At 45.8% G+C, this 22,617-nt stretch carries 18 protein-coding genes; 10 read left to right on the top strand and 8 right to left on the bottom strand.

What is annotated here, in order from left to right; translation table 11 throughout:
* Positions 1-262: 262 nt before the first annotated feature.
* From JWH17_RS10415 to JWH17_RS10440, 6 genes are all read right to left on the bottom strand, one after another.
* Positions 263-733, bottom strand: coding sequence for an MORN repeat-containing protein (locus JWH17_RS10415; protein ID WP_205222554.1), 471 nt, complete (start codon positions 731-733; stop codon positions 263-265).
* Positions 734-777: 44 nt separating this feature from the next.
* A complete protein-coding gene (locus tag JWH17_RS10420) occupies positions 778-1,614 on the bottom strand; it encodes a tetratricopeptide repeat protein (protein ID WP_205222555.1) in 837 nt (278 codons plus the stop codon).
* A gap of 109 nt (positions 1,615-1,723) precedes the next feature.
* Positions 1,724-2,275 carry a YbjQ family protein gene (locus JWH17_RS10425; RefSeq protein WP_205222556.1) on the bottom strand — a complete coding sequence of 184 codons (552 nt, stop codon included), beginning with the start codon at positions 2,273-2,275 and terminating at the stop codon, positions 1,724-1,726.
* Positions 2,251-6,333: a coiled-coil domain-containing protein gene (locus JWH17_RS10430; protein WP_205222557.1), complete on the bottom strand. Its 4,083-nt coding sequence runs from the start codon at positions 6,331-6,333 to the stop codon at positions 2,251-2,253. The genes JWH17_RS10425 and JWH17_RS10430 overlap by 25 nt, the downstream gene beginning before the upstream one ends.
* Before the next feature lie 1,205 nt (positions 6,334-7,538).
* Positions 7,539-8,501 (bottom strand): tRNA-dihydrouridine synthase family protein, encoded by a 963-nt coding sequence (locus JWH17_RS10435; protein WP_205222558.1) that lies wholly within the window; start codon positions 8,499-8,501, stop codon positions 7,539-7,541.
* A gap of 278 nt (positions 8,502-8,779) precedes the next feature.
* Entirely contained in the window at positions 8,780-9,610 is an 831-nt protein-coding gene (locus tag JWH17_RS10440; RefSeq protein WP_205222559.1) for a nitroreductase family protein, read from the bottom strand.
* Positions 9,611-9,711: 101 nt separating this feature from the next.
* Between JWH17_RS10440 and JWH17_RS10445 the strand changes: the two genes are divergently transcribed.
* The 8 genes from JWH17_RS10445 (at position 9,712) to nqrF (ending at position 17,394) form a co-directional block, all read left to right on the top strand.
* Positions 9,712-10,230 (top strand): hypothetical protein, encoded by a 519-nt coding sequence (locus JWH17_RS10445; protein WP_205222560.1) that lies wholly within the window; start codon positions 9,712-9,714, stop codon positions 10,228-10,230.
* 166 nt (positions 10,231-10,396) lie between these two features.
* The gene (locus JWH17_RS10450; protein ID WP_205222561.1) at positions 10,397-11,413 is read left to right on the top strand and encodes an FAD:protein FMN transferase; all 1,017 of its coding nucleotides are present in this window, start codon (positions 10,397-10,399) and stop codon (positions 11,411-11,413) included.
* 1 nt (position 11,414) lies between these two features.
* Positions 11,415-12,773: a Na(+)-translocating NADH-quinone reductase subunit A gene (locus JWH17_RS10455; RefSeq protein ID WP_205222562.1), complete on the top strand. Its 1,359-nt coding sequence runs from the start codon at positions 11,415-11,417 to the stop codon at positions 12,771-12,773.
* A gap of 120 nt (positions 12,774-12,893) precedes the next feature.
* Entirely contained in the window at positions 12,894-14,102 is a 1,209-nt protein-coding gene (locus tag JWH17_RS10460) for an NADH:ubiquinone reductase (Na(+)-transporting) subunit B (RefSeq protein WP_205222563.1), read from the top strand.
* Positions 14,095-14,883, top strand: a complete 789-nt coding sequence (locus tag JWH17_RS10465; RefSeq protein WP_205222564.1) for a Na(+)-translocating NADH-quinone reductase subunit C — start codon at positions 14,095-14,097, stop codon at positions 14,881-14,883. The genes JWH17_RS10460 and JWH17_RS10465 overlap by 8 nt, the downstream gene beginning before the upstream one ends.
* On the top strand, positions 14,876-15,499 hold the full coding sequence (locus tag JWH17_RS10470; protein ID WP_205222565.1) for an NADH:ubiquinone reductase (Na(+)-transporting) subunit D: 624 nt from the start codon (positions 14,876-14,878) through the stop codon (positions 15,497-15,499). The genes JWH17_RS10465 and JWH17_RS10470 overlap by 8 nt, the downstream gene beginning before the upstream one ends.
* Positions 15,499-16,101 (top strand): NADH:ubiquinone reductase (Na(+)-transporting) subunit E, encoded by a 603-nt coding sequence (gene nqrE / locus JWH17_RS10475; RefSeq protein WP_205222566.1) that lies wholly within the window; start codon positions 15,499-15,501, stop codon positions 16,099-16,101. The genes JWH17_RS10470 and nqrE overlap by 1 nt, the downstream gene beginning before the upstream one ends.
* A 69-nt stretch (positions 16,102-16,170) precedes the next feature.
* Positions 16,171-17,394 carry an NADH:ubiquinone reductase (Na(+)-transporting) subunit F gene (nqrF, locus tag JWH17_RS10480; protein WP_205222567.1) on the top strand — a complete coding sequence of 408 codons (1,224 nt, stop codon included), beginning with the start codon at positions 16,171-16,173 and terminating at the stop codon, positions 17,392-17,394.
* A 489-nt stretch (positions 17,395-17,883) separates the two neighbouring features.
* On the opposite strand, the gene JWH17_RS10485 is transcribed toward nqrF, so the two are convergent.
* A complete protein-coding gene (locus JWH17_RS10485; protein WP_205222568.1) occupies positions 17,884-18,153 on the bottom strand; it encodes a rhodanese-like domain-containing protein in 270 nt (89 codons plus the stop codon).
* A 354-nt stretch (positions 18,154-18,507) separates the two neighbouring features.
* On the opposite strand from JWH17_RS10485, the gene JWH17_RS10490 reads away from it, so the two are divergent.
* Positions 18,508-20,643: a VTT domain-containing protein gene (locus tag JWH17_RS10490; RefSeq protein ID WP_205222569.1), complete on the top strand. Its 2,136-nt coding sequence runs from the start codon at positions 18,508-18,510 to the stop codon at positions 20,641-20,643.
* Positions 20,643-21,335, top strand: a complete 693-nt coding sequence (locus JWH17_RS10495) for an endonuclease/exonuclease/phosphatase family protein (protein ID WP_232371032.1) — start codon at positions 20,643-20,645, stop codon at positions 21,333-21,335. Before JWH17_RS10490 ends, JWH17_RS10495 begins: the two co-directional genes overlap by 1 nt.
* A 231-nt stretch (positions 21,336-21,566) precedes the next feature.
* On the opposite strand, the gene JWH17_RS10500 is transcribed toward JWH17_RS10495, so the two are convergent.
* Entirely contained in the window at positions 21,567-22,586 is a 1,020-nt protein-coding gene (locus tag JWH17_RS10500; RefSeq protein WP_205222571.1) for an Lcl C-terminal domain-containing protein, read from the bottom strand.
* Positions 22,587-22,617: the final 31 nt, after the last annotated feature.

Genomic DNA, 22,617 nt, shown 5'->3' on the forward strand with positions numbered 1-22,617 from the left:
GGAAAAACAGATAAGGTCCGACATAGGAAAGGTACATGTTTAAACAGCAGATAATTGAACCAAAGCTGAATAATACAATCGACAGGGTTTTCACGTTAACGCAGCCTCTTTGATGTCAGCCGGTTTCCACCAAGACAAAAAGAAACAGAACAACGAATAAAGTCGATAAAGCAAATTGAGTCAGATGAGATTTTGAGCAGTGCATGGAAGTGCCTTTTCCCAAGTTGGTTGTTTTAAGATACATGATTATTGGCATTTACATTTATTCAGCTCTTTTCCATTTCCTCCCCGAAGGTAAACTCGATGCCTGAGCCGGCAGGGCAGATGACTGTCGGGAGCCACTACCCTGCTGATTCAATGCCCTCTCAGACACCAGCTGCCCCATATTGAGTACTTGGGCTGCCCGCTGGCCGTTTGCAAACGTGTAGATACCTTTACCATGCGCTTTGTTATTCTTCCAGCCACCGGTAAACTGAGAACCTCCCGGCCAGACATAGGTTCCTTGCCCGTGTTTTTGATTGTTGATCCAATCGCCGGTATAGGTCTCACCGCTACCGTAGGTGAATGTTCCCCGGCCATGCCGTTTCTGATTCTGCCAATCCCCGGAGTATTGCGCTCCGCTGTCCCAGACATAGGTGCCGTGACCATTCACGCAGTTGCCGGAAACGCAACTGGCGGCGTATGCCTTGGTTGAGAGAGCCAGAAACAGCGCTGATAAAATGAGATATCTCATGAAATTGAACCTCACATTGTCTGTTGGAGATTACTATAAAATTATCATTCAGCTTTTTTCCACCGACGTTTGAAAGACGAGCCGCCGGATGCCGGCGTGCTGGTTTCAGCCCCGGAGTAGCTCTGAGCCGGAGCTTGACCTAACGATGTCCCTCCCATACCGAATTGTGCGGCACGTCGTTTCGCATCTGCTGCATGACCACTTGACAACTGCGCACAGAAAACATCGGCATTTGCCAATCCCTGCCGATTTCCCTGTAGAGAAGCGACCGTTGCCCAATAGCATGCCTTTTCAAAATTTTTGGGGACTCCCCGGCCGTTTGCATAGAGGTACGCGATGTTCGACTGGCCATCGCTGTATCCCTGCTCCGCCGATTTTTCGAAATATTTTGCCATTTGGCTGATATTCGGGGCGACCGAATCGCACCCCTGCTGGTACATCAACCCGAGTCCGAAAGAAGATTGGCCGATTTGGTCTGCCGACCGGCGGAAGTACTGTTCGGCCCGGCGACAGTCTCGAGGGACTCCATCGCCTGAGGCGAGCATTCCAGCCAAGTTACTCATGGACGAATAGTCACCCTGTTCTGCAGCCTTAGCATACCAATACGCTGCTTTTTGCAAACTTTTTGTTCCGCCGTAACCATTCTGATAGCATACGCCAATTTTGTTTTGTGCGTCTCTATGACCTTGATTTGCGGCTTTTTCAAGCCATGCGCACCCTTGCACATCATTCCCCTGTTCATGGAATTGCCGGGCACGCTCATATTGCTCTTGAGCAGTCAGCGCAAAGGCATGTACTGCTACGAACACAATTGATACTGTTATACAGACGGATGTGAGTTGTTTCACAATAATTATTGAGGTTGCTCTTGATATTTTCATCACCCTTTTCCGTAAGTTTTTGGTCTTGTTGACAGCTATATGCTGTGTGCTTGTTCTTGCAGGATTTCAACTCACTATCGTTATTTGATCTTGAGTTGACCTAAAATCATTAATCAACGGGTTTTTTCCACCTTCGCACTGGCTTGCTAGAAGTATTAGAGGGGGAGGAAACGGCCTGCGGGGCGACCGGCAACTCATTATAAATCCTTCCCTGATGAACATAAATAGCTTTGCCTATGGCAGTCTTCACTGCCCATGTCACGCCATTAAACGTAGGATATCTTGTGTCTATTCTTTCTAGGATTACTCCATTAGCACCGACTTCAGCGGCCTGTTTTTTCATTATATTAATCGCATTTTCCTGAGAGCCAGCAGCTGTCCATCCTGTATCATCTGATGCTTCAATTAGTGCTATAACTTCATAATTTGGTGGTGCTGTTGAATACACGACCACATCTTTGGAATTTATTTGCGTACGTGCTGTACCAACTACTGTCGTATTTACCGGTTGACATCCGACGAGTAAGGAGCATAAAGTAATTCCTAGCAATATAAATGGTAGTGCTTTCAGACAGTTCTGTTTCAAGATCATCCCCCCCCCCCCAAAAAAAAAAGAGTAGGTACAGTCAAAGCCTTTTATCTTCTTTTTCTCAGTGTCCATTTAATTCTTTTTCTGCCGGACTTACTTACGTTTACTCCAGTCATTGTCATGGTATTATAGTCTACAGTAAGCGCAGTACAGTCCCTTTCTTGTGACGTAAAAATACAAAAATTCACCTGGCTTCCATTTACTGATCCATCGACCATTATTGATTGACCGTTACCGGAAGTTACATCGAACTGTCCACGGAGTGAGTTGTTTTCATGAGTTAATTTTACAACTCCTTTGTGTCCATCGAAATTAAGGAATCTCGTCTTGGAACCGTCCATACTTTTCCAGTATGTCGGATTAAATTCTTTCCAATACATATCCCAAGAACCGGTCAGTGGGCCTTGCTTCTGTGAGGGTTGTGACTGTGGTTGACGTGATGGTCGATTATTTGTCATTCCTGCAACAATACCAGCAGCCTGGTCATACCAGTCACAATGTCTTGCCCCTTGAATCAAACCCCTTACAGTATTGGCATCATTTTTCCTTAAGGCATCGTTAACCATCAACCGTATTTGTTCACAGCTTTTACAAACTTTAGTGCCATTACCATACGTAATTTCAAGCATGCCTTCATCACAGTAACAATTATAACGATCACCATTTATTACGGCATGACTCCCTTGCATCTGTTGATTGCACTTCTGATTCAGCTCTGCTTGAAGTTGTGCCTGTCCGATTTGCTGAGCTGCTTGCTTACTCCAACCACATTCTGATGCCAAATCAAGTAAGGAATCAGCATATTGATGATCGCCCTGTCCGCGAGCGACCTTGTAATCAGCGTAGAGTGTGTCACATGGTACACATTGGTTTGATCCACTTCCATCACTTAATTTGACGGTATTTTGAGGGCATTTTTGGGCATTTCGTAAGGCTTCCTTTCCGTAGCCAACCCAGCCGCAATCCGATGATAGATCGAGTAATTCTTCCGCATATAGAAAATCACCCTGACTAAGTGTTGCCTGAAAATCCTGCTTCAGTGTTTCGCAAGAAACACATTGATTATTGCCGTGTTCATCACTGAGTTTAATACTACCTGGTGGACACCCTTTGACCTTTTTAAGCTTTGACCAACCATTAGTTACCCAGTAACCACAACCGTCTGCAAACTCTAAGATTGTCTCTGCGTACTCCAAGTCACCCTCAGCGAGGATGGCATTAAAGTCACGCTCCAGATCACTACAGGAAACACAAGCATTGTGATTATTCTGATCGCTCAACTTTACTGTCCCTGCAGGACATCGACACGTTTCAACTCCTCTGGATCGAACCACCACACTGCCAGGCAGGCTCTGCTTACACTGCTTTTGAGCTTTGTCCTGTGATATTTTATCTTCAGCGTTGCTTGACCAACTACATTGTGCCGCTAAAGATGCCAGGGTATTTGCATATTCATAATTATTTTCATCTAGTGCATTTTCAAAATCAACCTCAAGTTGACTACATGGAACACATTGCGCATTATCATCTTCATCAAGGAGATAAACCGTATTCATGTCTGGACAAATTTCCCTCTCTGTCAGACTTGTTTTATCATTTCGTTTTTGGACCCAATCACAATGAAAAGATTCTTTTAAAATTTCCAAGGCATTTTCCGTTCGCTTAGCCCTTATTGCATTATCAAAATTTTGTTTTAGCACGCTGCAACGAACGCACTTATTATTATACTTTATTGCGTCACCAGGACATTTACAGCGAAATGAAGCGGTTGTTGAAAGAAGCAAATTCCCTTTGTTATCAACAGCAGGGACACTTCCAGGCAATCTCTCTTTACAGTATTTTTCTGCTTCTTGTTTTTTGTCTGGCTTATTAGAAGCGTCTTGCTCCTCCCCGCTTTCCTCTTTGTCTAAAAACTTCCTATCAAAAGCTGCCAATGCAGCGGCAATACAAGTATTTATCTTGCCCTGATACAAATCAATATAAGTGATATCCGTCTGCTTCTTTTGCAGTTCGCTGAGATCAGTTAACATCGCAATGCTATCAACAGCATTCTTAGTATAGTTGCATTTAGCACTCGCTCTCTTGTATCTTTTCTTTAAGTCTTGAGTATCTGACAACGTCCACTCATCATCCTCTTCCTCATCATTTTTTGATCGACTGGTCGAGGAATCGAGGATATCTGGAAAAAGCTCTTGAATTGTGTGTGTAAGTGAGTGTCGACCACGTAATTGCTCCCTCTCTTGAGTAACAAGGAGTTGAATGACCTCGTCACAGGAAGCAAGATGTTGTTGTCTTTTCCTAGCTTTTGTAAGTAACGATTGGCCTTTACTCCCCCACTTGAATGTACTTGACTCAGATGAAAATAAAGAAAATAGAGAGTCAGATAAACCGCCTTCATTTAAAATGTCGTTAATTTCTATGTAGTTCTTATCAATCGAAAGGCTTAGGTTCACCGCTTTAGTACGATTACTTTCCATCCTTTTTTCTGCATCCTGATACTGTTTTTCCGCCTTTTCCCATTTAGTTATAAGGTCGAAAGCCTCCCGAGCTTCATGTAATTTTTCCTCGAGATTCTCTTTTACGTTACTCCCTTTCCCTCGATATTTTTTATCAAACCGTGATATACGAAAAGATAATGAACCTAACTGTTCTGCGATATCCTGCTCCAGCTGCCTTTTTGATCTCACTAGTTGTTCAGCGGATTTTCCAAGCTTAATGGCATTGTTGAGCGCCTGTCTTGCTTTGCTCTTTTCTCGACTTTTTGAAACAAGACTTGCCTCAGCACAGACTTCTGTTACAGCTTGTTTCAATTCTTCCCACGACTGAGCAGACTTGTTCAGTAAAGCTTTCAGTTTATCTAGATCGTTGTTAATCGATTGACTTTCAGTATTAATTTCCTGGCACTGCTCTAGGTTGTTTAGATTCTTTTCGAGATCATCTATGGCCCACTCATTTTCATTTTTAGAACGTGTTGCGTCGTTTTTTCTTTCCTGCTGTTTAGCGTAACTTTCACAAGATGGTTGGCGTTTATCATCATCAATTTCAATTTTATCAAGGAGTATACCTGCTTTTTCAAGTGCTGCTTCGTAACGTTTCTTTAGTTCTTTATCATTTTCTATTTCTTCATCTCTTTGCTTAGTAATTTTTTCTACTTCTTCACCTACAAGTTCATTTAATTTCCCCTTAACTTTGTCATAAAAACCGTTCAAGTCATTTTTGAATTTACTGCCCGACTTCTCAAGATTTTTAGCCAGATCTGCTTGCTTTTTTTGTATATCTTTCTCAAGAGAATATTTCATAAATTGATACAAATTATCATTGTAAATGCCAGAATTATAACACTTCTCAAAAAGGGCTTTGATGTCACTATCTGGCATATCTCCTAAGACAAAAGTGGTTCTCCATCCTGTGGTGTTTGCTTTTTTATCATAAATGATTGTTTCCCAAGCTGAGTATGGATTAGCACCACTTTCTCTAGCCTCATAATAAGGAGAATAAATTTCATGAAATGTCTTCTCTTTATATCTTCTTGTTTCGACATCAATAAAAATCATTTCAGCTTGTATGGCCAAGATATATAAATCTGCAGGAGTAAACCCAAGTGTCTTTCCCCCACCGATAACCCAGTTAAAAGCCCCTTTGGCAGCATCTGCTGCAAACGCATTTAAATCATCTCGCAGGTTACTTTTTATTTCTACCCAAACAACATCCTTAACATCACCCCAGTTGTTTTTTTCGTCCATCATGGCTAGGGCTACATTTTTAACACTGCTCTTTTTGCTGTAGATATATTTAAAAGTATCTTGGCCCAGCCCTTCATCAAAAGTGCCGGCCCATGCTGAGGCTATACTATCTACACCAAAGGTAAGGGATTGTGTTATGATTGGGTCATAATACCCGCCACTTAAAGCACCCAGACTGGTTGCCAGATCAGGGATATGAGTAACCATTGCATCTGCATAACCTTTTAGGCCTGAATCTGACTCAATCATTCCAGGCAAATGACCTTTTAATTTCTGCAGCACGGCCTGCTGCTGATCACCACTCAACTCATCAAAAAGGCTTGCATGTACGCTAGGAGTACAAAAGAAAAAAAATCCTATAATCAAAAATGAGGCGATCGCTTTCATGTGGCCACTTTAGGGAAAAGGAATCAAAAAATTAATACTATGTTAATTTTACGAGTTTGATGGGTTCTTGTCGATTTTAATTACCGAAACTCAATTTCGGCTTATTTTTAGCAATCAAACACTGTCTAACAACAAGCATATAATTCGCGACGAGGCCGTGTTTTTGAGCAGTTCAATATTGTGAAGCTCGCGCAGAATTGATGTGTTTATCATATGGTAAAATAGGGATGCATTTACTGCCGTTGGTAGAGACTAAAATTGGCAAGGTCAATCACTTCAAAAAGCAGGATTTTTACGCAAACTTCCTGTATCTACCAAGCAAAAGGCTCCCGCCAAATTATAAAAATAAGATTTTTCGCTGAATTGCAAGAGTTAAGCTTACCCAAGGTATACCCTGTACCCAGACACACGGTTAGCTCCAAATCTTACCATCGAAAACGATATTTTGGGGATTGAGACTATCCATGAGAAAGTACAGGGACGCACGACATAACAATTGCAGAGACTAGTAATGGCAATGTTAACCATTTAAGCAATTCCGCAGTTTTGCACTATTCCTGTGAAGTTTCTCATGGTCTGCTGTTTCAGCAACTTGACCTTACCCCACTTCCTTCTAATCAATCCTTCCAGTACCCTCTACCAGCACCATCCTCCCCTGTGTCGATGACGGGTTTCTCCCGTATAGGGGGAGAGTGCGGCGAGTACTCGCCTTATGAGTACTGTTATTCAATAAACAATAGAACAGAGAATAAAGAGAGGACACCGAGTAACATTCATTATCAGAGTATACAGGAAGAGACGAAAAACTGGCGAATTAAATCGCTAAATCGAAAAGGTTAGAGGCTGCTATTTAGCAAATATAAATTTGATAATAAAAGAAGGCGGAGGTGTAAGGCATTGTATATAAGCAGTCATTTCAGTTTTTAACTGTTCGGCGAATATCTAAAAACTTTCAAGCCGCCTTTTGCTTGTATCTCCTCCCGCGAGCTCTACATCTGACTACTTGACAAAGGCCCGTATGAAGAGCTGGCCGGATCTGTTTTTTTACAGTCAAAGAGGCCACAATATCTCGGACTGATTGATCCCCAAAAGACCATTTATCGTTGAAAGTAATTTTTTCTGCGGCTACCAATTTCACCAGGGAAAGTGTTGGTCTGGAAGTTCTTGAAGCCACCGAAGTCATACAGGAGTACACTCCTCAGACCTCACTCCTTGCTTATTACCGCCTCAACCGCCTCCAAATACTTCGTTTCCGTCGATGCTTTGATGATTTTCTTAAGTTGCTTCTTTTTTTCCGGGAAAGAGTCGATAAAGTACGGCCATACCTGTTTCATACGACCGAGGAGGTGGCCCGGGCCACTCAGGTTCTCTTTCATGGCAGCGTAGAGTTCGTCGTGGAATAAGGTCAGTCTTTTTTGTTTTTGCTCTTCGGGAATTTTGATTCCCTTTATTTTTTCCGGGAGCAGCGGGTCGGCGACCAGGCCTCTGCCGATCATCCAGCGATCGATCCCAGGCAGTTTTTCCTGCAGTTCGGTAAATGATTCGAGAGAGACGATATCGCCGTTGTAGACGAGCGTGTGCCTGGTATGATCCATGCGTGAGCTGAAATGTTCCGGGGACGCTTTTCCTTTGTATAGCTGGGTTCCCAGGCGGGGATGGATGATAATCTCTGCAAGCGGGTATTTGTTCAACCGGGGCAGCAGTTCCATGGATTCTTCGTAGTCTCGGTAACCAAGCCTCATTTTGATCGATAGACGAGGTTTCAGCCGGGGCATTACCTTCTCCAGCAAAGACTCGATTTCATCAGGATACGGCAGCAGGCCCGAGCCTCTTTTCTTTTTTGCCACCATCGGTGCCGGGCAGCCGAGATTCCAGTTTACTTCGTCGTATCCCAGGTCGTGAATTCGGGCCGCTACAGCCAGAAAATCGTCTGCGCTGCTGTTCAGAAGCTGAGGAATCAGTTTCAGCCCGGAAACGTTTGCTTCGGGTATGATATCTTTGAGCAATTTTTTCGACTGGATAGCTTGGGGATGGGGGATGATAAACGGCGCAAGTACGGCGTCCACGCCAGAAAAATGGCGTGTGTATACTCGTCTGAACAACGCGTCGGTGATTCCCCTGAGCGGGGCCATGTAAATAAAAGGACTGTTCGGTGCAGGAGTTGACATAAGGGCCGGCTGTAGCTTATTGGTTGGTGGAAAAGTCTCAGCAAAAAACAGGCATTGAAATATACATGAGCCAGTTGATTTACTGCCTTTTCGTCCAATCTCTTCGTTATGTTAAAAAAATAATCCTCGCAGGGAAGCGAAGACTCCGGTAGCCACTCTATGCGGGTAATAGTGATCGTTCAAAAAAGGGTGTTGGGATCAAGATTATGCAAGAACACAGGCATCGAAAAGGAGGTAATTGCCAAATTACCTCCTCTGTATCTTATCTCTCCTGGCAGCTATTTATAAGTAACGCGTCTGATATTAGCCTTATCCCGTTGTACAGTGCGAAAATATTTAACTGCCGGTTTTCCAAACAGCATCACGTACCCAATCTGGTGATCCTCAGGGATACCTATTTTTTTCTGCATTTCTGGAACAATATCGGTAATAGCCCATTTTGCCAAGCCATCCCAAAGGGTACCAATATTCATGCTGGCTGCCAGCAGTTCGAAATAGCTGAAGGCAATAATTGGATCTGCCCCCGGGGCAGGGCCGGTTTTAGGAACTGATATGATCAGCATGTGGGGCGCTTTTCTAAAAAGCACATCCTTTCCCTTGTCCCAGGCTCGGACAATACCTGCAAAAAACTCCAAACCTTTGGGAAGCGTTTCGGTGTCTGCTTTTTTCCGTATTCCGGCGATGGTTTCTTTGGCAATTTTTTCCATCACCGCCTTTTCCTCAACCACTGTGAGGAGGCACTCGCGCCTGTTGACGCCTGTAGGAGCATGGGCGATAGTGGCCATCATCGTATCAATTACGCTGCTTTCCAGCGGAGTCGATTTGTATCTGCGAACAGAGCGTCTTCCCCTGATAAGTATATCCATTTGTTCAGGTGTCGGCAGTTGCCCCTTGAGAGGGAGGGAATCCTGCGGATCAAAGCCGAGGATCGACAGCGCTCCTGTGGGGCAGACTGCCAGACAGTGCTGACACTGGATACACTGGTCGGCTTTGTCAGCTATGACCGCTGGAAAGTCAGGGGAAAGTTCCAATATCTCATAGGGGCAATCTTTGACGCAGGCACTGCACTGGATGCAGGCTTCCTGATCTATAATCAGCTGTAGATCCATTTTTGAACCTCTTTTTTTCATCTTTTTATTAACAATGATGATTATTTCTATCTGTTTATGTTACTATAGCCGGATATTATGAAGTAACCCAATAAATTACCATGACCATGGATATTAAAACTGCCTTACATGATGTGCAGCAATTCAAGGGTGGTGTTATCGATACTTCAACCTTGATCTATCTTGAGCGACTTGGGCTTCTGAACCGCCTGGCATCCGTCTACCGGTTGTTGGTTGTTCCCCAGGTGCTGCAGGAGTTTGGTCGTTCCCTCCCCGTACAGGTCATTTGCGTGGAAGCGCCTCCAGGTGCTGCAGATCAGGCTCTTTGTCCTGTTGCATCCGACCATCGACTGGCAGTTCTTTCTGATGACAAACATGTATTAATTCTCGCCCGGTCAGCAGGGCTGGTATATTTTAATACCCTGATGCTGCTTCTGCTCATGCTATATAATGATCAACTTACGGTGGTACAGTATAGGGCATTTTTTCACGATTTATTGATTTTTGCGCGATATAGTTATGCTGTCCGCGCTTTTGGCGATCAGCTATTAGAGCATATTCTGAGTGAGAAGAAACGACTAACAGGCCGGAAAACTTTCCTGTTGCAGCGTGAAAGGTAACAGGGAGATGTTTCCGAATATAGAGAAGGGAGCAGAAAGGCAGTTTGCTTATATGCATTTGGAGCACTGCTAAACAGGTACAGGTCGAGGTTAAGGCGAGGTTCTTTGTTATTCGCTGAAGAGTTACTATCGGATTTGAAAACTTTTGTGGAAAAGGTAGGGAAATATGACTGAGAGCAGGAAAAGCAAACCACGTTTCAATCGGCGAAGGTTTCTGCAGATAGTCGCGGTGGCAGGTGCCGGTGCCGGGCTGTATCAATTCGGTATTCGTCCGACCAGGGCTATCCCTCATATCGTACGGGAGTCCCGCAAAATGATGGGTACCCAAATTAACCTTATCGTTTGCGGACCTGACCAGGATGCCTGTTTGCAAGGGGTTGAGGCAACCCTGCACAAGATGGGTGAGGTCGAGCAACTGTTGAGCAGGCACCTGAAGGAGAGCGAATTGTCGCGGCTTAACCGCTATGGAGTCGTGAACAATCCCTCGCATGCATTGCAATCTATTCTTTCCTTGGCACGAGATGTGAGCATGGCGACGGACGGTGCCTTTGATATCACCGTTCTGCCCCTGCTTGATCTCTATGCCACCGATGCGTTGCCAACAGAAGAACAGCTGAACACTGCTCGCGGTCTGGTGGATTTTCAAGCAATTGAGTGGACCGGTGATAGGGCGGCCTTTCGTCAATCAGGCATGTCGATCACGGTTGATGGGATAGGAAAAGGATACATCGTTGACCAGGGTGTGGCTGTTTTGCAGGAGCTTGGTTTTCATAATGTCTATGTTGAGGCCGGCGGTGACCTGATGGTATCCGGAGCCAAGCCTCAGGGCAAGCCGTGGCGTATCGGCGTTCGCAATCCTCGCCCTCAAAATGTTGAAGAAATGATGGTCATGGAGGTGAGTCGGCCTACCGCCATAGCAACTTCAGGTGATTATATGCAATGGTTTACAGAGGATATGCGGCATCATCATATCATAGACCCGCGAACCGGTATGTCGCCTCCTGAACTTGCAAGTGCTACCGTCACCGCTCCATCCGTTGCCATGGCCGATGGCCTCGCTACTGCGGCCATGGTGCAAGGGCCGGAAAAGGCTTTAGCAACGCTGGAAACGATGGAGCATTGTGAAGGGTTACTCATAGATAAGGACCTGCGCCAATATCGTACCAGTGGATTTGAGGTATGATATGAAGACATTCACCATTAAACAGGGGGTGGACCTACCTCTGAAAGGTTTGCCCCAGCAGCAGATCAGGCAGGGGGCTGCTGTCCGTCATGTGGCCCTTGTGGGGGATGACTACCTCGGACTCAAACCCACCATGCTGGTTAAGGAAGGGGAGCAGGTTAAACTGGGGCAGCCGGTATTTGTTGATAAAAAAAATCCAGGCTTTCAGTTTACAGCCCCAGGCAGTGGCACGGTAAAAGCAATTCATAGAGGGGCGAAGCGAAAATTTGAATCGCTGGTTATAAGCCTGGAAGGTGAAGAGGCGGTGTCTTTTGCCCAAGCCACTGAGGTACCGGTTGAACAGCAGGAGGCTGAGGTTATTCGCGGCCTGTTGCAGGAATCGGGATTGTGGACGGCTCTGAGAACTCGTCCTTTTGGTCGTATACCGGCAGCGGAAAGTGTGCCGTCCTCACTTTTTATTACGGCTATGGATACCAATCCTCTGGCTGCTGACCCGGCAATCATCATTGCAGCAGATAAAGCATGTTTTGAGCTGGGCTTGAGAGTGCTACAAAAAATGTTGGAGGTACCGCTCCATCTCTGCGTCTCTCCGAATGCTACTGATGTGGCAGCAACTGATGTGGCTGGAGTTACCACATGGGCATTTGACGGTCCTCATCCGGCTGGCCTGCCATCCACTCATATTCATTTTATTGACCCGGTCCATGCTCAGAAACAGGTTTGGCACATTGATTGTCAGGATGTTATCCGGATTGGCTACCTGTTTACCCATGGCTGTTTGTCAACCAATACGGTGGTTGCTTTCAGCGGCGAGGGCTTCACGGCTCCGGCATTGGTGCAAACGCATCTAGGAGCTTCCCTGGATGAGATTTGCAGTGATGAACGTGTGGCAGCCGATGGATATAGACTTTTGTCCGGCGGCGTCTTGGATGGGCGAGCTGTGGGCGAGTTTACCGGATACCTTGGCAGGTATCACCGACAGGTTTCAACTCTGCGGGAAGGCAGTGGCAGGTCACTTTTTGGATGGTTGAGTCCGGGTAAGGACCGTTTTACAGCCACCGGCCTTTTTTTATCTGCCTTTGCAAAACAGAAAAGCCGCTTCTCTTTTCTTACTGCTGTCTGGGGAGGGCACCGGGCCATATATCCACTTTCGGTATATGAAAAAGTTATGCCCCTGGATATCATACCACTTCCTTTATTGAAAAGTCTGGCAGTGGGTGATGCGGAAAAAGCCGCTGAGCTGGGCTGTCTGGAGCTGGTGGAAGAAGACCTTGCGCTTTGTTCCTTTGTTTGTCCAGGTAAAAATGAATTTGGCCCTATGCTGCGTGCGGTCCTTGGTACGCTTGAGCAGGAAGGGTAGGGCGGGCGATAGATGCATGGGAGGAAATTTTCATTCATTTATAGCCATTAGACGTGCACCGGGCCGAATTTCAGCCATGTTGCATGATTCAATCAGCAATTACAGCCACCTTAAAACGACATGAGCTTTCTTAGCGATCAGTTTGCAAAATTAGCCCCTCAGTTTGAAAAGGGTGGCCCCTTGGAGCGATGGTATCCGCTCTATGAGGCAACCGATTCTTTTTTGTTTCACAGCAACCGAATAACCAGGGTTGCGCCGCACATTCGTGACGCTGTCGATTATAAGCGGATCATGATCATTGTTATCTTTTCCCTTATTCCCTGCGTGATCATGGCACTGTGGAATACCGGATACCAGGCAAACAGCGGCTTGGAGCAGCTGGGAATATCTTCGCCAGGAGGTTGGCGGGGAGATATTATGGCCCTTGTCGGCTGTGATCCATCAAGCATGCTGAGCAATTTTCTCCATGGTGCGTTGTATTTTCTTCCCATTTACCTGGTAACGGTCATCGTCGGCAGTGTTTGGGAAGTCCTGTTTAACATTATTCGCGGCCATGAAATGTCTGAGGCCTTTCTGGTTACCAGTCTCCTGTTTCCTTTGACCCTGCCGCCGACGGTTCCACTGTGGCAGGTTGCGCTGGGGATCAGTTTTGGGGTTATTTTTGCCAAAGAGGTTTTTGGGGGGGTTGGGCGGAATTTTATGAATCCGGCTTTGGCCTCTCGCGCTTTTATTTTCTTTGCTTACCCAGCCAGAATGAGTGGGGATAAGGTCTGGACAGCTGTGGACGGATTCACTGGCGCCACTCCTATCGGTATGGTCGCGGGCAGTGAGCCTGGACAAGCTATGGCCACTTTAGACTATAGCTGGGGGCAGGCTTTTATCGGATCAATCCCCGGTTCCATGGGGGAAACCTCCACTCTTGCCTGTCTGTTTGCAGTTGTCCTGCTGCTTGTTACCGGTGTCGCCTCGTGGAGGATCATGCTCTCCATGGTCCTGGGTGGGCTCTTTATGGCCACTGTATTTTATGTGGTGCCTGGAGCTGAGAATCCGTTGCGGGAGATACCGCCTCACTGGCATTTGGTAATGGGAGGCTTTGCTTTTGGGCTTACCTTTATGGCTACAGATCCAGTCTCTGCCGCGCAGACACGGCTCGGCATGTGGATTTACGGTGGCTTTATCGGCGTGCTGGCCATTGCCATCAGGGTGGCTAATCCAGCCTATCCGGAAGGGGTCATGCTGGCGATTTTACTGGGCAATATTCTGGCACCGCTGCTTGATTATTTTGTGGTGCAGGCCAATATTAAACGAAGGATAATGCGTCATGGCTGAAGAATCTGCTTTAAAACCGTTTTATTCGGTACTGGTGCTGGCCTTTGCCTGCTCTTTGTTGGTGGCAGGGGCTGCTGTTGGATTGCGTCCGCTGCAGGAGTCAAATCGTCAGCTGGATCAGAAAAAGAATATTTTACGGGCGGCCGGGATTTTCAAAGATGATGTTTCGGTGGCTGATCAGTTTAAAGTTGTTGAAACCCGTTTGGTGGAGCTTGCAACCGGTAGCTTTGTTGCCGAGGAACAGCTTTCTCCTGATGAGTTCAATCAGACCAAGGCTGCCTTTAGCGATGAACTCGGCAGACCGCTTGCAAAAGAAGAGGATCTTGCCCGTCTTTCCCGGTTGGAAAAGTATTCGTTGGTGTACCTGATCGCCGGGGATGATAATACGATAGAGCAGGTTATTCTCCCTGTTCGCGGCAAGGGGTTATGGTCTACTATGTTTGCCTACGTTGCCTTGGATGCAGATTTGAACACCATTCGCGGGGTCAGTTTTTATGCCCATGGCGAAACGCCGGGTTTGGGCGGTGAAGTGGAAAATGCAAACTGGCAAAAAGGGTGGCAGGGCAAGAAGGTGTATGATCAGGATCGAGCAGTTCGCCTGCAAGTGGTCAAGGGCAGTGCCGAGAAAAGTGGTGAGCAGGCAGCTTATGAAATCGACGGTTTGTCGGGAGCCACAATGACCGCCAACGGGGTGAGCGATTTGATGCAGTTCTGGTTCGGTGACCATGGCTTTAAACCATTTATTGAGCGGATCAAAAAAGAGGGAGGTTTCAATGGATGACCGGAAAAGAGATTTACTCCTACGTTCGATCATTGAGCGCAATCCCATAGCGCTGCTTGTCTTGGGGATATGTTCAGCCCTGGCTGTCACATCCCAGATGACCACTGCTTTTGTGATGTTTATCTGTGTGACCTTGGTGGTGGCTTTTTCCAGCTTGACTATTTCCATCGTCCGGTATCAGATCCCCAATTCTGTTCGCATTGGCATCCAGATAACAGTGATTGCCACCCTGGTCATCCTGGTTGATCAATTCCTCAAGGCTTTTTACTTTGATCTTTCCAAGCAGCTCTCGATCTATGTCGGTCTTATTATAACCAACTGCATTGTCATGGGGCGGGCCGAAGGCTTTGCCATGAGCAATCCGCCGGTGAACAGCTTTCTTGATGGCATCGGTAACGGGCTTGGCTACGGATTTGTGCTTATGTTTGTTGCTTTTATCAGGGAGTTGTTTGGTTCTGGGAGCCTTTTCGGGTGGGAAATTTTCCAGCTGACAACCAATGGTGGCTGGTACGAGCGAAATGGATTTTTGTTGCTTCCAGTGAGTGCCTTTTTTCTGATTGCCATCCTTATCTGGTTTCTGCGTACCATAGATCCCGTTCAGCAGGAGAAAGCGTAATGGCGCACTATTTTGATATCATTTTTCGATCTCTTTTTATTGAGAACCTGCCGCTGAGCTTTTTTCTAGGCATGTGCACTTTTTTGGCGATTTCCAAGAAAGTGAAAAGTGCCGTTGGCCTGGGGGCTGCGGTACTGGTTTTGATGCTGATCACCGTCCCTATTAACAACCTGCTTTTAAATAAGGTACTTAAGGCCGGAGCTCTTGCCTGGGCCGGGCAACCGAATATAGATCTGACCTTTCTCGGGCTGTTGACCTACATCGGTATTATTGCTGCTATTGTCCAAATCTTAGAGATGGTGCTTGATCGTTTTATTCCGGCTCTCTACAATACCTTGGGTATTTTTCTGCCATTGTTGACAGTGAACTGCGCCATCCTTGGCGGTACCTTGTTTATGGTTGAACGTGATTTGGCCTTTGGCGAGAGTGTTGCCTACGGGTTTGGTGCCGGCGGTGGGTTTTTTCTCGCGGTGGTACTTCTTGCAGGCATCAGGGAAAAACTGGAATATGCTGACCCGCCGGCAGGATTGCATGGCCTGGGAGTGACCTTTATCAGTGCTGGATTGATCGCTCTCGCCTTTATGGGTCTTGCCGGATTTTAATGGTGGTCAAAAGATGTATACTCGATGTTTTTTTGCTGGTTCGACCGCTACCTTTTTGGAGACAGTGCTATGAATGAAATTATTTTTGGGGTGCTCTGTTTTGTGACTATTCAGTTTATTTTGGTCAGCCTCATTGTCGCTGCGAAAAAGGTCTTGTTGCCCGGTGGCGAGATATCGATCCTTATCAATGATGAAAAGGAACTGGAGGTGCAACCCGGGGGGAAGCTGCTGACCACTTTGGCAGCCAATGATATTTTTCTTTCTTCAGCTTGTGGCGGCGGTGGAAGTTGCGGTCAGTGTCGCTGTGTGGTTGAAGATGGCGGCGGAGCAATTTTGCCTACTGAGCTTTCTGCAATTAAGCCCTATGAAGCAAAAGCTGGTTATCGTCTCTCCTGCCAGGTGCCTGTAAAGCGGGACTTGAAGATAAAGGTTCCGGCAGAGATGCTTGAGACCAGAAAATGGGAGTGTACGGTCCGTTCAAACAGGAACGTAGCCACTTTTATCAAAGAACTGGTACTGGATTTGCCGCCGGGTGAAGAAGTAAATTTTAAGGCGGGTGGATACATACAGATCGAGGTTCCCTCCCATGCGTTGAATTACAAGAGTTTTGATATTGATGAAAAATTTCTTGGTGATTGGACCAAGTTCAAGATGTTCCAGTATCAGTCGCATGTCCATACACCTGTTACCAGGGCCTACTCCATGGCAAACTATCCAGGAGAAAAAGGAATCATTAAGCTCAATGTACGAATTGCCAGCCCGCCACCGCGAGGACCTTTAGGTATTCCGCCGGGGCAGGCTTCCTCCTACATTTTTAATTTAAAAGAAGGCGATAAGGTGACCATTGCCGGTCCTTTTGGTGAATTTTTTATCAAAGAAAGTGATGCGGAGATGATTTATATCGGCGGTGGTGCCGGGATGGCTCCTTTGCGAAGTCATATCTTTGAACTGTTTAAAGGACGAAAAACCAAACGAAAGGTTGCATACTGGTATGGGGGGCGCAGTCGCCAAGAAGTTTTTTATGATGATGAGTTTGAGCAGCTTGCCGAGGAGTTCCCTAATTTTGAATTTCATGTGGCGTTGTCCGAGCCCCAACCGGAAGATGAGTGGACAGGTAAGGTCGGATTCATTCATCAAGTACTGTATGATGAATATCTCGGAAAGCATCCAGCTCCTGAAGACGTGGAGTATTACCTGTGCGGGCCGCCTATGATGATCTCCGCCGTACTGGACATGCTCGATAACCTGGGCGTAGAACCAAGTAATATTCATTTTGATGACTTTGGCGGGTAGGTCCCATGGGTGAATTTTTTCTAATTTTCAGCATTACTTTTATTGGATTTGTGGGGTTTGCTTGGTTGGTCATGTCCGGTCGAAAAAAAAAGACCAAGAGACAGCAGGAGCTTGGTGAAACGTGTCATTCCGGCGGGGGAGGCACGTGCAGCAGTTGTAGCGGTGAGTCAATAAGGGGGACACCTGCAACGAAGTTACAGACGAAAATCGGACCGATGTCTAGCTGAGAGCAGCAACACAATAATAATCATCCCGTTTGCTGGATTGTTTGGGTGAGCAATCACTCCATTAGCTGACACAGCAGTCACACGCCAAGATGATGGCAGAAGTAACGTGCTGTGCCTGCTTGTCGTTTAAGGAACGTTACTTCTTTTCAACGGGAAATCCTTTTTCCTTCCACATATTCCAACCACCTTTTAGAGCAAATACTTTATAGTAGTTGTTGTCTATCATTTTTTGTGCCAACCTGGCACTTGTCGCTTCACTTGGTCAGCTGCAGTAGAGAACAATAGTCGCATTTTTGGAGTATTGTGCTTTCCACTGTTGATAGTCTTCGGATGCAGCACGAATTGCTCCCTGAATTTTTTCGGTGCTATCTTTCCAGGCACCTGCAGCGCGGGCGTCAAGGACAATTACGCCCGGCGAACCTAGCATTGCCTGCAGTTTTTCTGCCTCAATTTTTGGAACTGCAGAAGTGGCCCAAACCGCAGTTATAGGCATTAATATCATGATGGTGAGCATCAGTAATTTTTTCAACATGCTTCTCTTCTCCCAATAGTTGGAATTTGTCTTATACTTTTTACACGGTAATGCTTGAGTGATTTCTCGGCAAGGAAAGAGAGGGAAAAGGCCAAAAAGAGGGTAACTGTTAAGCCGCTCCATATTTGTTTGTACGCATATGGAAAACTATTGAACGGTTATTAACTCAGCATAAGGGGAAGGTATTGCCGATTGCAGGATTTAGGTTAACTGTTTTTAATTTTTGTCGTTAAGGTAAAATCGCGTGTAACGAACAGGTAAAAAACGATACTTTATATGGCCGACCCGATCCCGTAACGAGTTATACTCAAATTAACAGGTAAAGGTGAGAGAAGCAGGCTTATGAGTTTGACAATGGAAAATATATTCAAACCTGGTGAAAATTGCAGATATCTTAAAAAGGCGCATCGGGCTTCCTTTTTGATTGATGGCGAAAACTATTTTCGTGCTGTGTATGAAGCCATGGAAAAGGCTGAACATTCGATCATGATTGTTGGATGGGATCTGCACAGCGAATTACGTTTGCTTCGCAATGGTGAAAAAAAGGCATCACCCGAGACATTGGGAGAATTCCTTGACTATCTGGCTAGCAAGAAAGGGGAACTTGATATCTATCTGCTGAGCTGGGACTTTGCCATGATTTACGCAATGGAACGTGAGTTTTTTCCGCGATACAAATTAAAGTGGAGAACCCATAAAAATATTCATTTCTGCCTTGATGGTGAGCATCCTGTCGGCGCATCACAGCATCAGAAAATCGTGGTTGTCGATGATTTCGTTGCCTTTTCAGGAGGTTTTGATCTATCAAAATGGCGCTGGGACACCTCCGAGCATCGACCGGATGATAAGTTACGAATCGATCCGGATGGAAATACGTATCCCCCGTTTCACGATGTACAGATGCTCGTTGATGGTGAAGCTGCAACGGCATTGGGGCAAATAGTACGTGAACGATGGCAAAGGGCGTGTGAAGACCAACCGAAAAAAGGTGAGCCCGGGAGGAATGGGGACCCTTGGCCGGAGAGTGTTACTCCTGACTTAAGCAATGTTACTGTGGCCATTTCTCGTACTTTACCGCAACATAATGGCCATGAAGAGATCAGAGAAGTTGAAAGGCTCTATTGCGATACGATCGCCAAAGCCGGCAAATACATTTACATAGAAAACCAGTACCTGAGCTCATATCGTGTCTGTGAGGCATTGGAGAAAAAGCTCGCTGAGGAGGACGGTCCGGAGATTATAGCTGTTTTACCATTGCAGACCGGCGGTTGGCTGGAGCAGCATACCATGGATGTTTTACGAGGACGTATTCTGCGGGTATTGCGGCAGGCTGACAGGCATGACCGACTACGTGTATACTATCCAAGAATCAGTAAAAAAGCAGATGTGTCCCTGATGGTGCACGCTAAAATAATGGTTATTGACGATTGTTTTGTCCGCATCGGCTCCTCAAATCTCAGTAACAGATCATTGGGATTGGATTCTGAGTGCGATCTTGCCATCGCAACAGAGCCAAACTCTGCTCCAGCGCAGGCTATCATAACGTTTCGGAATACCTTGCTGGCCGAACATCTTGGGGTTGTGCCCGAACAAGTGAAAGAGGCTGTTTCTCGGAAGAAATCGCTTATTTCAGCAGTGGAATCACTGTCCGGCAATGATCGGAGTTTATGCACTTTAGAAGGTAAGATAGACAAAGACCTCGACCGGATAGTCCCTGAATCAGAGCTTCTTGATCCTGAAAAGCCCATTGAACCTGAAGAATTTTTGGATTACCTCGTTCGCCCGGAACAGCAACTTCCGGCCTATCGCCATTTCCTCAAGATACTGGTGATGATCCTGGTAGTGTTGGGGCTTGTGGCACTGTGGCGTTGGACTTCTTTGGAAAATTATCTCAACGTCGAATCCGTTACAGATTTTGCCCGCTTGATAAAAGAGTATCCTTTCAGTCCGTTGCTTGTCCCTGCATCTTATATACTGCTTAGTCTTCTTTCGTTTCCTGTTACGTTGATGATTATGGCAACTATTGTTGTTTACGGCCCATGGTTTGGTGGGGTGTATGCATTAGTGGGGGTACTTCTCAGTGCCATGACAATGTTTTTTTTAGGAAATCTTCTAGGAAAAGAATTTGTTGCCCGTTTTTCCGGAAGCCTGATAAACAGAATTAATCAGCGTCTTAAAGAGTCGGGACTCATGGCCATTATCGCTTTTCGGATAATACCCGTAGCACCATTTTCCATAATCAACCTCATTGCAGGAGTCTCAGCTATACGCGTGAAAGATTTTTTCTGGGGTACATTTATTGGTATTCTTCCAGGGATTGTCGCGATTGCAATGGTGGCCGATCGGTTCTCCAAATCTTTGCAGCAACCTGACATGACAAGCTATACAGCACTTTTTGCGGCAGTTGTTGTTGCTATTGGCGGGCTGGCCTTTTTTAAAAATTGGATCAAAAAGAGGCGCAGCCGGAAAAGAAAAAACAACGGTTCATAATGAACTTTCGAATTGCAACTTATAATGTTCATCGATGCGTGGGGCGGGACGGAGTAGAAAATATAGATAGAATAGTGGCAGTTCTTAAAGGACTAAATGCTGATATTGTTGCCCTACAAGAGGTCACTTCCAGTAACAAGCAATCATCTAGTATGTTAGCCCGATTGGCCTTGGAAACCGAGATGGAAGCTATTGAGGGATTCACGCTTACCACTTCAGGTACTCGATACGGAAATGCCATTTTAACCGGATTGCCAATCTCTACAGTCAACCGCATCAATATCAGTGTCACGGGCAAAGAACCGCGTGGTGTTATTGAGATTGTTCTTCATGTTCCGGATATCGAGACCTCCATTACGATCTGGGCAACGCACCTCGGCCTTGGTATTGCTGAACGATACTTTCAAATTAACCAATTGTTACGGGTTATCGGCACCAAGAATGCCGATGTCTCTGTATTGTTAGGCGATTTTAATGAATGGCTGGTGTGGGGACGTTCAATGCGAGCGGTGCAAATGGTTTTTACTCAATCGTCTTCACCTGCGACATTTCCAGCATGGATCCCACTGCTTAAGCTCGACAGGATCTGGGTTAAGCCGATTGGTGCGCTTAGCGCATTGAGACCCTATAAGACACGGCTAAGCAGAACGGCTTCTGACCATTTACCATTAATTGCTGATATTACAATTTGATTTCAGATTTTTTTTAAAAGAAGGGAATTCCGTCTATACCAAGGAAGAATGATGCTTTACCTCTACCCCGAACTGTACCTGTTCAGCAGTGCTCCGAATGTTCACAAGCTGACAGGTTAGTAGATAAGCTCCGACTTCGATATATCGGTATGCTGGGTGGGCAGATCCTGGAGAGTTGGGTGCTGCTTAACAGTTAGGTTGCGTTTTACGATTTTTTGGCAATTGCTGGTATTATATGACCCTTTGGTCATGGTGCATTACCGGCCATACGTGAAAATCTTTATTTCTTTTATACCCAACCCCTACAGCTCCTTTATGAAGATACAAGACATACGACCAATCAGTTTCAAAACCACTAGTTGTCGATGTCCAATATGCCTCTTGCGGATTATCAAAAAAATGACGGCGCGGTAAGGCTGGAGAGTGCTGAGAAGCATCTACCAGACTCTCCATTTCATTGATAGTCGGTAGGCGAAATGGTTGACGAGTTTTAGCCGCATAGGATTTAACAGCATATAAAGCTTCTTCCCAAGAAACAGGTCCATCCGTCAGGTTTCCATCAGGATGCCAGATCAGTCCAGTGAGTTGGTCCAGTACTCCTTGTGCGTCAATAACAAACCGAGGGGCCGGCCATTCTGCTCCACAGCGAAAGAATCCATCTTGTCCTGTTTCATTACATAGAGATGCCTGCCCGTTTTTATCAAAACAAGATTCTTGGCCGGTTCGAGGTAAAATGTTGCTGGTACCGCAAACCGGTAGTAACCAGTAACTTTCATTCTTGTTGCCATAAAACATTCTCCCCCCTTCCATATGGATATACCAGGCATAATTCGTGTTCATGGCAGAGGTAGTGGATGTCCAATACCATCCTATGGCAAGATTATGAAAAAGATGGTCCTGGGGAAGAGCAGGATTACTTCTGCTATGATCAATCAAACTTCTCAACTCTCTTCGGTTCGGTAATCGCCAACTCTTCTTACCAAAAAGTTGTTGTTCGTTGAGCTCGTTTATCCATTGCAAGGCTTCGAACCAACCCATTGGATATTCAGTAAGGGATGCATTGCGCGGCCAAATGAGTTGGGTCGCTCGATCTTTAATGATATTTTGATCAATTAGTTCAAAACGGGGATCAGGCCAGGAAAAGGCAATTTCATATTCAGATTTTTGTCCCAATTCGCAACAATCGACCCGCTGTCCTAGACTATTAAAACAATCTTTTTGCCCGGTCCACAATACGTGACTAAATGGCATAGGTGTATCCCCATTGATGGCTGATTAATTT

The organism is Desulfogranum marinum (genome assembly GCF_016918565.1).
GTDB lineage: Bacteria > Desulfobacterota > Desulfobulbia > Desulfobulbales > Desulfobulbaceae > Desulfogranum > Desulfogranum marinum.

Bases quoted from the DNA above. Each gene is read 5' to 3' on its own strand.
- nqrF (WP_205222567.1), top strand. From the start codon at position 16,171: ATGAATGAAATTATTTTTGGGGTGCTCTGTTTTGTGACTATTCAGTTT.
- JWH17_RS10465 (WP_205222564.1), top strand. From the start codon at position 14,095: ATGGCTGAAGAATCTGCTTTAAAACCGTTTTATTCGGTACTGGTGCTG.
- JWH17_RS10460 (WP_205222563.1), top strand. From the start codon at position 12,894: ATGAGCTTTCTTAGCGATCAGTTTGCAAAATTAGCCCCTCAGTTTGAA.
- nqrE (WP_205222566.1), top strand. From the start codon at position 15,499: ATGGCGCACTATTTTGATATCATTTTTCGATCTCTTTTTATTGAGAAC.
- JWH17_RS10420 (WP_205222555.1), bottom strand. From the start codon at position 1,614: ATGAAAATATCAAGAGCAACCTCAATAATTATTGTGAAACAACTCACA.
- JWH17_RS10445 (WP_205222560.1), top strand. From the start codon at position 9,712: ATGACCATGGATATTAAAACTGCCTTACATGATGTGCAGCAATTCAAG.
- JWH17_RS10485 (WP_205222568.1), bottom strand. From the start codon at position 18,153: ATGTTGAAAAAATTACTGATGCTCACCATCATGATATTAATGCCTATA.
- JWH17_RS10415 (WP_205222554.1), bottom strand. From the start codon at position 733: ATGAGATATCTCATTTTATCAGCGCTGTTTCTGGCTCTCTCAACCAAG.
- JWH17_RS10490 (WP_205222569.1), top strand. From the start codon at position 18,508: ATGGAAAATATATTCAAACCTGGTGAAAATTGCAGATATCTTAAAAAG.
- JWH17_RS10425 (WP_205222556.1), bottom strand. From the start codon at position 2,275: ATGGACACTGAGAAAAAGAAGATAAAAGGCTTTGACTGTACCTACTCT.
- JWH17_RS10440 (WP_205222559.1), bottom strand. From the start codon at position 9,610: ATGGATCTACAGCTGATTATAGATCAGGAAGCCTGCATCCAGTGCAGT.
- JWH17_RS10455 (WP_205222562.1), top strand. From the start codon at position 11,415: ATGAAGACATTCACCATTAAACAGGGGGTGGACCTACCTCTGAAAGGT.
- JWH17_RS10495 (WP_232371032.1), top strand. From the start codon at position 20,643: ATGAACTTTCGAATTGCAACTTATAATGTTCATCGATGCGTGGGGCGG.
- JWH17_RS10500 (WP_205222571.1), bottom strand. From the start codon at position 22,586: ATGCCATTTAGTCACGTATTGTGGACCGGGCAAAAAGATTGTTTTAAT.
- JWH17_RS10430 (WP_205222557.1), bottom strand. From the start codon at position 6,333: ATGAAAGCGATCGCCTCATTTTTGATTATAGGATTTTTTTTCTTTTGT.
- JWH17_RS10470 (WP_205222565.1), top strand. From the start codon at position 14,876: ATGGATGACCGGAAAAGAGATTTACTCCTACGTTCGATCATTGAGCGC.
- JWH17_RS10450 (WP_205222561.1), top strand. From the start codon at position 10,397: ATGACTGAGAGCAGGAAAAGCAAACCACGTTTCAATCGGCGAAGGTTT.
- JWH17_RS10435 (WP_205222558.1), bottom strand. From the start codon at position 8,501: ATGTCAACTCCTGCACCGAACAGTCCTTTTATTTACATGGCCCCGCTC.